Genomic DNA, 1,400 nt, shown 5'->3' with positions numbered 1-1,400 from the left:
GGCAAACGGCGGCGGCGCGGACCGGTGCGGGATCGATGCGTGGTGACGCGCGAGGTCGTGCTGAAGGCCGCGGTTCCGGAAGGCTCGCGCTTCAAGGGCTACGAAGATCTCGGTGTGCGCGATCTGGTGCTGGAGGCGGTGGTGATCCGCTACCGGCGTGAACGCTGGTGCACGCCGTCGGGCGCGAGCGTGGTGGCCCCGCTGCCGCCGGGGCTCGCGGGTGGGTTCGGGCCGCATCTGCGTCGTTTCCTGCTGGCCGCTCACGTCCAGGGTCAGGTCACCAGTGAGCGCCTGACGGCGATGCTGTCGGGGCTCGGGCTGACGATCTCGAAGCGGCAGGTGGTCCGTCTCCTGTGCGGCCCGCTCGATCGCTTCGTGGCCGAGGACCAAGCAGTCCTGCGCGCGGGCCTGGAGAGCGCGGCCTGGATCAGCGTCGACGACACCTCCGCCCGGCATGCGCGAGCCGACGGCGTGACCACGCAGGTCGGCGATGCGCGCTTCACCGCCTTCCGCACCGGTACCGCGAAGTCCCGCTTGAACTTCCTCGCGCTGCTACGAGCGGAACATGAGGACTACGTCGTCGACGATGCGGCGCTCGCGTACATGCGCACCCGCGCGCTCGCCGGCCCTTTCCTGGCGGCGCTCGCTGCCCATCCGGTCAAGGTCTTCGCCGATGCCGCGACCTGGAAGGCGCATCTGATCGCCCTGGGCTTCGACGCGCGGGCCGTCACACCCGATCCGATGCGGATCGCCACCGAGGGCGCACTCTGGGGCGCGATCCGGCATCACGGCCTGTTGCCGGATACGGTGATCGTCTCCGATGGGGCCGGTCAGTTCCGGGTCGGCACCCATGCCCTGTGCTGGGTCCATGCCGAACGCCTCGTCCACGCGCTGATCCCGACGACTACCGCCCAGCGCAGGGCCATCGCGGTGACCCGCACCTTGATCTGGTGGTTCTACGCCGACCTGAAGGCCTGGGTCCGCGCTCCTTGTTCCAAACGAGCCAGCGCCCTGCGCGCTCGCTTCGACCGGATCTTCAGACGCCCCACCGGCGCGGTGATGCTCGACCGCCTGCTCGCTCGCCTGCACCGGCACAAGGCCGCGCTTCTGCGCGTCCTGGGGCGGCCCGAAATCCCGCTCCACACCAACGGCTCGGAAAACGACATCCGCGCCTGCGTGACCAAGCGCAAGATCTCCGGCGGCACCATGAGCGAGGCCGGCCGCACCGCCCGCGACGTCATGCTCGGCCTGATGAAGACCTGCGCCAAGCTCGGCGTCTCGTTCTTCCGCTACCTCGGAGACCGTCTCGGCATCCGGGACGGCGTACCCGTCCCGCCCCTGCCAGACCTCGTCAGAAACGCCGCAACAGCCTGACCGCCCGGCAATCTGCCCCGGTTACA

At 69.9% G+C, this 1,400-nt stretch carries 1 protein-coding gene; it reads left to right on the top strand.

Going from position 1 to position 1,400, the window contains the following annotated elements:
- The coding region (locus G3T14_RS24125; protein WP_246733542.1) for a transposase at positions 1–1,374 on the top strand (1,374 nt) is incomplete at its 5' end.
- Positions 1,375–1,400: the final 26 nt, after the last annotated feature.

Origin of the sequence: Methylobacterium sp. BTF04 (assembly GCF_010692745.1) — a bacterium.
Taxonomy (GTDB): domain Bacteria; phylum Pseudomonadota; class Alphaproteobacteria; order Rhizobiales; family Beijerinckiaceae; genus Methylobacterium.
The sequence above is the reverse complement of the archived record's forward strand: the minus strand, read 5'-3'. Positions and strand labels throughout refer to the sequence as shown.